Below are 8124 nucleotides of genomic sequence, written 5' to 3' on the forward strand. Positions count from 1 at the left end.
CCTCACTGAGGCGAGCGGGCCGTGGCTGTTCCGGGCCCCTGGTTCCGCAGGGTGAGCGGCTGCGGTCAGGCCGCCGCGGAGAGTCTGTCGGGGGTCGCCCTGGCCGGGGCGACGCCGAAGATGTCCACGGCGTGGTAATACGTCCACGCCGTGCCGTTGCACGAGGTCAGTTTGGCCCCGGAATAGGCGGCACATACGCGCTTGAGGTCCGAGTAGAACGCGGAGTCGACGCGGGACTTGTTCGCGGAGAACGTGCCGGCGGCCTTGTAGTTGCGGTAGCCGAAGTCATGGCGGGCGCAGGCCGTCTGGAAGGGGAAGCCGAACGGGTTGTCGGGAGAGGTGCTGCAGTAGTCCGTCGACCAGTCGAAGCCGTACGCGGCCCAGGGGCCCTGGTTGTTCCGGGCGGCGTTCCACGCGTTGTAGCTGGAGGCGCTCGTCTGGGTCCAGGAGCTGAGGACCTGCGGCTTGTCCGACGGGGCGGCCGAGGCGGAAACGGCAGGAATGAGGACGAGCGGGAGCGACACAGCGACTGCGGCGAACGGGAGGGTGAATCGGCGACGCATGAGCAACCTCCGGTGAGTGAAAGGGGGTTGTGCCGACCGTGCTCCTCGCGGGTCCCGCGAGGTCGCTCCCAGAATGACGTCATGCACCTGCCATGCCTAGCGGCTTCGCCGGCTGGTCGCCGGGAGTTCGTCCGTACCTCGGGCTGCGGTCGGCCGGGGCGCCCGCGCATGGGGATGCCGCCCGACGCTCGGCGCGGCTCCGCACCGAAGCCTGGGCCGGGCGGCGCGGCACGGGCCGCCCGGTCTCATCGAGGAGATGCCGGGCTGATCGTTCGCCTCGCCGCAGGGGTGGGCAGGGCGACCATGCGCTGTCCGTCCCCGTGCCGGGTCAGGGCATGAAGGAAATGACCGATCCGCGGCTCAGTGCCGACACCCCCCGGCCCGTGAGGGTCAGCCGGGCGGTGTGAGGGGGGTCGAAGAGGCCGACGCCCCGGCCGTAGCGCTCGATGCGTGTGAGCGTGACGCGGAGTTCCGGAGGCAATCCCTCGGCGGTGCTGTCGGGGACGAACGCCTGTCCGACGCGCGCCGTGCCACCGACGCACCGTGCGAGGCAGACTCCTCCGAGGTCATCTGCGGATTCCACCTCGTAGATCTGCAACCTGCTCGATTCCTGTCGAGGCACAGACGCGGTGTTCCCCGATGCCTTGTCCACAGGCGCCATGTTCCCAGGCGCCGGGCCTCAGCCGAGGTGCGAGCTGCCGCCGGAGGTGGCCGCCGCCTGCCGGGTTTCGTCCGTGTCCCGGCGGCGCATCGACAGGAGCAGGGTCAGGGCCGTGCCGACGACCGCCCAGGCTGAGAGCACCAGCAGGGGGCCGGTGACCGCGTTGCCCTTGAAGTACGCGATCGAACGGGCCACCCAGGTGCCCGCGCCCGGCGGCAGGGCGGGGCCGATCGCGCGCCAGAAGTCCGGCAGCATCGGAAGCGGGAAGGCGCCGCCCGCGCTCGGGTTGCCCGCGATCACGATGAGCAGGACCGCCAGGCCGATGCCCACGATGCCGGTGAGCGCCTCCAGGGCGAGCGTGATCATGCCGACCGCGAAGACGACCAGGGCTCCCAGGCCGGACAGGGCCCACACGCTGCCCGGGAGCGCGCCGAGGATCGGGCCGATGATGACCGCGCCGCCGATCCCGCCCGCGATCGAGTAGAGCGCCATGACCGCGGTGCGGATCACCGCGCGCTGCCGGTTGGCGGGCTTGGTGCCCGCGCTGATCGCCAGGATCGAGGCGCAGAGGTAGCCGCCGACGCACCAGCCCACGACCAGGTAGAAGGACGAGAGGCCGTCGAAGTCGTCCGGGGAGGCGGGGGCCACGTCCACGGTCCGTACCGTGCGCTGCCGGGGCCCCTCCGTCTCCTTGATGATCTTGGTCAGTGAGGTGGCCAGTACGGTGCCGCCGCCGGAGGCGACGAGCACGGTGTCGGTCGACCCGGTGGGGCTGACGATCAGGGCGCCGTCGATGTCGCGGTTCTGGATCTGCCGGCGGGCCTCGGCCTCGCCGGAGACCGCGCGTGGATCGAGCGGGCCGCCCGGCAGGCCGTCCAGCTGGGTGACGAGCTGCCCGGACACCTGCTGCGGGGCGACGACCCCGAAGGGGACGTCCGTCGGGTCGGGCCTGTGCAGCGCGCCGACGTAGGAGGCGATGAACAGCAGCTGCAGCGCCAGTACGCCGACGACCAGGAGCGCGGCTCGTGCGGTGACGGCGTTCTTCACCTCGTCAGCGAAAGTCATGCCCCCACGGTCCGGGTAGGGCGCTGTTCGTGCAGGCGGGGGCGGGCCGAATGGCGGAGGGGTGGCCGCGCCCACGGTTATCGTACGAACGTTCGAAACTTGGTCTATGGTGGAGAGCGAGGGGGTGGTGAGTACGGATCGGTCCAGGAGGTGCGGATGCCAGGGTTCACGCATCTGCATACCGTTTCCGGGTTCTCCCTGCGGTACGGGGCGTCGCACCCGGAGCGGCTGGCCGAGCGCGCCGCCGAGCGGGGGATGGACGCCCTCGCGCTGACCGACCGCGACAGCCTCGCGGGCGCGGTCCGCTTCGCCAGGGCCTGCGAGAAGGCCGGCATTCGGCCGCTCTTCGGGGCGGAACTCGCGGTGGCACGGCGGGCGGGAGGAGAAGGGCGCGCGCACAGGCCGCGTACGCCGGTCCGAGGGGGTGCGTTTGTCGATGAATCGGCACCCCGGGTCACCTTCCTCGCCCGGGACGGCGCCCGTGGCTGGGCCGAACTGTGCCGACTGGTCACCGCCGCCCACGCCCCCGCCGCCCACGCCCCCGCCGCCCCTGCCGCCGGACAGCCCCTGGTGAGCCTGGACGCGCTGCCCGCCGAAGGGCTCACCGTGCTGCTCGGTCCCGCCTCCGAGGTGGGCGCCGCGCTGGCCGCGGGCCGGCCCGACCGTGCCGCCGCGCTGCTCGCCCCCTGGCGGGAGATCTACGGCGACGCCCTGCGCCTCGAAGCCGTCCACCACGGCCGCGAGGGCACCGGTCCCGGATCGCTGCGGCTCGCCGCCCGTACCGTCGGCTTCGCCGCCGAGCAAGGGGTGCGGGCCGTGCTGACCAACGCCGTCCGGTACGCCGACCCCGGGCAGGGTCCCGTCGCCGACGTACTCGACTCGGCCCGCCGGCTCGTCCCCGTCGACCCGCGCCGTTCCCCCCTCGACAGCGGGGAGCGCTGGCTCAAGGACGCCCGCGCGATGCGGGAGACCGCCGAGCGGATCGCCTCCGCGGCGGGGCTCGGACAAGGGGCCGGTGAGCGGCTGCTCGCGGATACCCGGCACACCGCCGACGCCTGTCTCGTCGACCCGGCGGAGGACCTGGGGCTCGGCAGCGTCCACTTCCCCGAGCCGCGCCTCGTCGGAGCCGGGCGGCGCACCGCCCAGCGGGTGCTGGCCTCCCGCGCCGCCGCGGGCATGGTGCGGCACGGCTACGACCGCAGGCGCGACTACTGGGAGCGGATGCACCACGAGCTGGACATCATCGCCCACCACGGCTTCGCCACCTACTTCCTGACGGTCTCTCAGGTCGTCGACGACGTGAAGGGGATGGGCATCCGGGTCGCCGCGCGCGGCTCCGGGGCCGGATCCCTGGTCAATCACCTGCTCGGGATCGCCCACGCCGACCCGATCGAGCACGGGCTGCTCATGGAGCGCTTCCTGTCCAAGCGGCGCTTCGTGCTGCCCGACATCGACATCGACGTCGAGTCGGCCCGCCGCCTGGACGTCTACCGCGCGATCATCGGGCGCTTCGGCGCCGAGCGGGTCGCGACCGTCTCCATGCCCGAGACCTACCGGGTGCGCCACGCCATCCGTGACGTCGGCGCCGCGCTCTCCATGGACCCGGCCGAGACCGACCGGCTCGCCAAGGCGTTCCCGCACATCCGGGCCAGGGACGCCCGCGCCGCGATGGAGGAGCTGCCCGAACTGCGTGCCGTGGCCGGGCGGAAGGAGAAGTACGGACGGCTCTGGGATCTGGTGGAGTCGCTGGACGCATTGCCGCGCGGCATCGCCATGCACCCGTGCGGGGTGCTCCTCTCGGACGACTCGCTGCTGCGTCGCACCCCGGTCATGCCCACCAGCGGCGAGGGTTTCCCGATGTCCCAGTTCGACAAGGACGACGTGGAGCACCTCGGGCTGCTCAAGCTCGATGTGCTCGGCGTGCGGATGCAGTCGGCGATGGCACACGCGGTGACCGAGCTGAAGCGGGCCGCGGGGCGGGAGATCGACCTGGACGCCGTACCGCAGGGCGACCCGGAGACGTACCGGCTGATCAAGAGCGCCGAGACGCTCGGCTGCTTCCAGATCGAGTCGCCGGGCCAGCGCGACCTGGTCGGCCGGCTCCAGCCCGCCACCTTCCACGACCTGGTGGTCGACATCTCGCTGTTCCGGCCGGGGCCGGTCGCCGCCGACATGGTGCGGCCGTTCATCGAGGCCAGGCACGGCCGCGCGCCCGTGCGCTATCCGCACCCAGACCTGGAGGGGGCGCTGCGCGACACCTACGGGGTGGTCGTCTTCCACGAGCAGATCATCGAGATGGTGAACGTCATGACCGGCTGCGGACGCGGCGAGGCCGACCGGGTGCGGCGCGGGCTCTCCGACCTGGAGTCGCAGGCCCGGATCAAGGTCTGGTTCGCACAGCGGGCGGCGCGGAGGAAGTACGACGCCGAGGTGATCGCCCGCGCCTGGGAGATCATCGAGGCGTTCGGGAGCTACGGCTTCTGCAAGGCGCACGCGGTCGCCTTCGCCGTGCCGACGTACCAGTCGGCCTGGCTCAAGGCGCACCACCCGGCGGCCTTCTACGCGGGGCTGCTCACGCACGACCCCGGGATGTACCCGAAGCGGCTGCTGCTCGCGGACGCGCGGCGGCGCGGGGTGCCGGTGCTGCCGCTGGATGTGAACCGGTCGGCGGCTGCCCATCGGATCGAACTGGTGTCTGGCGACAACGGTGATAAATGGGGATTGCGTCTGGCCCTCTCGGACGTCCACGGCATCAGCGAGGCCGAGGTCGCCCGGATCGAGGCCGGGCAGCCCTACACCTCGCTGCTGGACTTCTGGCAGCGGGCCAGGCCCGGGAAACCGGCCGCGGAACGGCTGGCACAGGTCGGCGCGCTGGACGCCTTCGGCGCCAACCGCCGGGATCTGCTGCTGCACCTGTCCGAACTCCACCGCGCCCAGCGGGGCTCCGGCTCCGGGGCGGCGGGCGCCCAGCTCCCGCTCGGCGGCGGGCACAGGACCGGCACCGTCGGGCTGCCCGACCTCAACGACGCCGAACGCCTCAGTGCCGAGCTCGGCGTCCTCAGCATGGACGTGTCGCGCCATCTGATGGGCGATCACCACGGCTTCCTGGAGGAGTTGGGCGCGGTCTCCGCCAAGCGGCTGCGGGAGGCGAGGCACGGGGAGACCGTGCTGGTCGCGGGTGCCAAGGTGGCCACCCAGACCCCGCCGGTCCGCTCCGGGCGCCGGGTCATCTTCACCACCCTGGACGACGGGACGGGACTGGTCGACCTCGCCTTCTTCGACGACAGCCACGCCGCCTGCGCGCACACCGTCTTCCACTCCTGGCTGCTGCTCGTGCGCGGGGTGGTCCAGCGGCGCGGCCCGCGCAGCATGAGCGTGGTCGGAGCGGCGGCCTGGAATCTGGCGGAGCTGGCCGAACTCCGGCGCACCGGCGGTCTCGACGCGGTCGCGGCACGGCTGGCGGAGGTGCCCGCCGCGCAGGAGGCAGAGGAGGGGGAGGAGGAGCCCGGCCGCCGTATCCAGCTGCCGACCGGCTACGAGATGAACCCCTGGTCCGATCTCCAGCCGGCCGGTGAAGGGACGCCGACAGGGAGGAAGCTGTGGCACCAGAGCCAGGGGAGCGCGGGATGAACGACCAGCCTGCCGTCCTGTGCCTGCGGTTCCGCCGGATCGGCGGCGGGCTGCCGGACAGTGCGGGATACGAGGGACTGCTCGCCCTCCTCGGGGCGTTCACCCCGGTCGTCGAGGCGGCCCCGCCCGGCGCCGCGCTGGCCGATGTCAGCGGCGCACTGCGCTACTTCGGGCAGGACGCGGCGGGTCTGGCCTCCGTGATCCGGGTGCGCGCCCTCGCCCTGCACGGCGTGGACTGCGCGATCGGGGCTGCCTCCAACCCCATGCTGGCCCGGATGGCCGCACGGCAGGCGACGGCCGGAACGACCTTCGTGGTGCCCCCCGGTGAGCACGCCGGCTTCCTCGCGTCCAAGCCCGCCGCCGCGCTGGACGGAGTCGGGGCGGCGACCGCGCGCACCCTGTGCGGATACGGGCTGGACTCCATCGGCCGGATAGCCGCCGCACCGCTCGCCACCCTGCAGCGGATCACCGGGGTGCGGACCGGGCGCGAGCTGTGGGAGCGGGCCAACGGCATCGACCGTACGCGGGTCGTGCCGAACGCCGCCGCCCGGTCGGTCGCAGCCGAACGCTCCTTCCCCCGCGACGAACTGGACCCGGAGCAGCACCGCCGCGCGCTCCTCTCGCTCACCGAGGAGCTGGGGGCCAGGCTGCGCGGCGACGGACAGGTGTGCCGATCGCTCGCGGTATCCGTGCGCTACGCCGACCGGACCGGCTACGCGACGCTGACCCGCAGCCGTACGCTCCAGGAGCCCACCGCCCACTCGGCGGAGCTCACCTCGCTCGCGTACCGGATCCAGGACTCGTTCGCCCTGCAGCGGGCGAGGGTGCGGGGGATCGGGCTGAGGGCGGAAGGGCTCCACGACGCGGAACGGGCCGCCCACCAGCTCACCTTCGACCCGGTGGACGAACGTGCGCGGCGGATCGAGGCGGTGTCCGACCGGCTGCGGGCCAGGTTCGGTCCGCAGGCCGTGAAGCCGGGGCGGCTCGCGGCCTGACCCCGGGGCACCCGGCCTGACCTCGTTGCACCCGGCATGGCATCGGGGTGACTCCCGGCCTGGTCCCGGGGTGCCTCCCGGCATGCCCCCGGGGTGGGTCCCAGCATGGCATCAGGGCGCCGGAATCTTTTTACTGACGCGTAACTTCCCCAGCAACCTTACTCATGCGTAATTTGGCATGAGCACGTAGAAAACGCAGTTCGCTGTGGTCCGGACCGCAGGGCGCACCGACATCGCAACTCCCTTGAGCCGCAAGGAGATCACCCGATGCTGCCCTGGACCCGTGCCCCGCGCACCCCACGCGCTTGCCGCACACTCGCCGCCCTGATCCTTGCCGTCACCGCACTTGTCGCCACCCCCACGGCGACCGCCGGCGCGGCCACCACGCAGGCCGCCGCGCCCTCCCGCGGCTGGAACGACTACTCCTGCAAGCCCTCCGCAGCCCACCCCCGCCCCGTCGTCCTCGTCCACGGGACCTTCGGGAACTCGATCGACAACTGGCTGGTCCTCGCGCCGTACCTCGTCAACCGGGGCTACTGCGTCTTCTCGCTCGACTACGGCCAGCTCCCGGGCGTGCCGCTCTTCAACGGCCTCGGCCCGATCGACAAGTCGGCCGGACAGCTCGACGCGTTCGTCGACAAGGTGCTCGGCGCCACCGGCGCCCCGAAGGCCGACCTCGTCGGCCACTCCCAGGGCGGCATGATGCCCAACTACTACCTGAAGTTCCTCGGCGGCGCCGACAAGGTGAACGCCCTCGTCGGGATCGCCCCCGACAACCACGGCACCACGCTCCTCGGCCTCACCCAACTGCTGCCGTACTTCCCGGGCGTCGAGGACCTTCTCACGACGAACACCCCGGGCCTCGCCGACCAGGTCGCGGGATCCGCGTTCATCACCAAGCTCAACGCGGGCGGCGACACCGTGCCCGGGGTCCGCTACACCGTCATCGCGACCAAGTACGACGAGGTCGTGACCCCGTACCGCACGCAGTACCTGAGCGGGCCGAACGTACGAAACGTCCTGCTCCAGGACCTGTGCCCCCTCGACCTGTCCGAGCACGTCGCGATCGGGACCATCGACCGGATCGCCTTCCACGAGGTGGTGAACGCCCTGGACCCGGCGCACGCCACCCCGACCACCTGCGCCTCGGTCGTCGGCGCGCACGCCCTGGCCGTCGCCGAGGCCGCCGCGGAGCACGCCCCCGACGCCC

6 protein-coding genes are annotated in these 8124 nt (G+C 72.5%); 3 read left to right on the forward strand and 3 right to left on the reverse strand.

Translation table 11 applies throughout. The features are described from left to right. Nucleotides 1-65 precede the first annotated feature (65 nt). From ACFWFI_RS38115 to ACFWFI_RS38125, 3 genes are all read right to left on the reverse strand, one after another. Complete coding sequence (locus tag ACFWFI_RS38115) at nt 66-563, reverse strand: phospholipase (RefSeq protein ID WP_387399657.1); 498 nt, start codon at nt 561-563, stop codon at nt 66-68. Between the two features lie 328 nt (nt 564-891). Next, nucleotides 892-1161 (reverse strand): hypothetical protein, encoded by a 270-nt coding sequence (locus ACFWFI_RS38120; protein ID WP_387399659.1) that lies wholly within the window; start codon nt 1159-1161, stop codon nt 892-894. Between the two features lie 81 nt (nt 1162-1242). Then, the gene (locus tag ACFWFI_RS38125; RefSeq protein WP_387399661.1) at nt 1243-2289 is read right to left on the reverse strand and encodes a DUF3533 domain-containing protein; all 1047 of its coding nucleotides are present in this window, start codon (nt 2287-2289) and stop codon (nt 1243-1245) included. Between the two features lie 156 nt (nt 2290-2445). Between ACFWFI_RS38125 and ACFWFI_RS38130 the strand changes: the two genes are divergently transcribed. The 3 genes from ACFWFI_RS38130 to ACFWFI_RS38140 form a co-directional block, all read left to right on the forward strand. Then, nucleotides 2446-5919, forward strand: a complete 3474-nt coding sequence (locus ACFWFI_RS38130; RefSeq protein WP_387399662.1) for a DNA polymerase III subunit alpha — start codon at nt 2446-2448, stop codon at nt 5917-5919. Further along, a complete protein-coding gene (locus ACFWFI_RS38135; protein WP_387399665.1) occupies nt 5916-6914 on the forward strand; it encodes a DNA polymerase Y family protein in 999 nt (332 codons plus the stop codon). The genes ACFWFI_RS38130 and ACFWFI_RS38135 overlap by 4 nt, the downstream gene beginning before the upstream one ends. Before the next feature lie 267 nt (nt 6915-7181). Next, nucleotides 7182-8124, forward strand: a 943-nt coding sequence (locus tag ACFWFI_RS38140; protein WP_387399666.1) for an esterase/lipase family protein, incomplete at its 3' end; no start/stop codon positions are given.

This window comes from Streptomyces sp. NPDC060209 (assembly GCF_042728155.1).
Taxonomy (GTDB): domain Bacteria; phylum Actinomycetota; class Actinomycetes; order Streptomycetales; family Streptomycetaceae; genus Streptomyces.

What these genes read in the sequence shown, in the direction of transcription:
- ACFWFI_RS38115 (WP_387399657.1), bottom strand. Translation starts at nt 563, where the DNA reads ATGCGTCGCCGATTCACCCTCCCGTTCGCCGCAGTCGCTGTGTCGCTC.
- ACFWFI_RS38125 (WP_387399661.1), bottom strand. Translation starts at nt 2,289, where the DNA reads ATGACTTTCGCTGACGAGGTGAAGAACGCCGTCACCGCACGAGCCGCG.
- ACFWFI_RS38130 (WP_387399662.1), top strand. Translation starts at nt 2,446, where the DNA reads ATGCCAGGGTTCACGCATCTGCATACCGTTTCCGGGTTCTCCCTGCGG.
- ACFWFI_RS38135 (WP_387399665.1), top strand. Translation starts at nt 5,916, where the DNA reads ATGAACGACCAGCCTGCCGTCCTGTGCCTGCGGTTCCGCCGGATCGGC.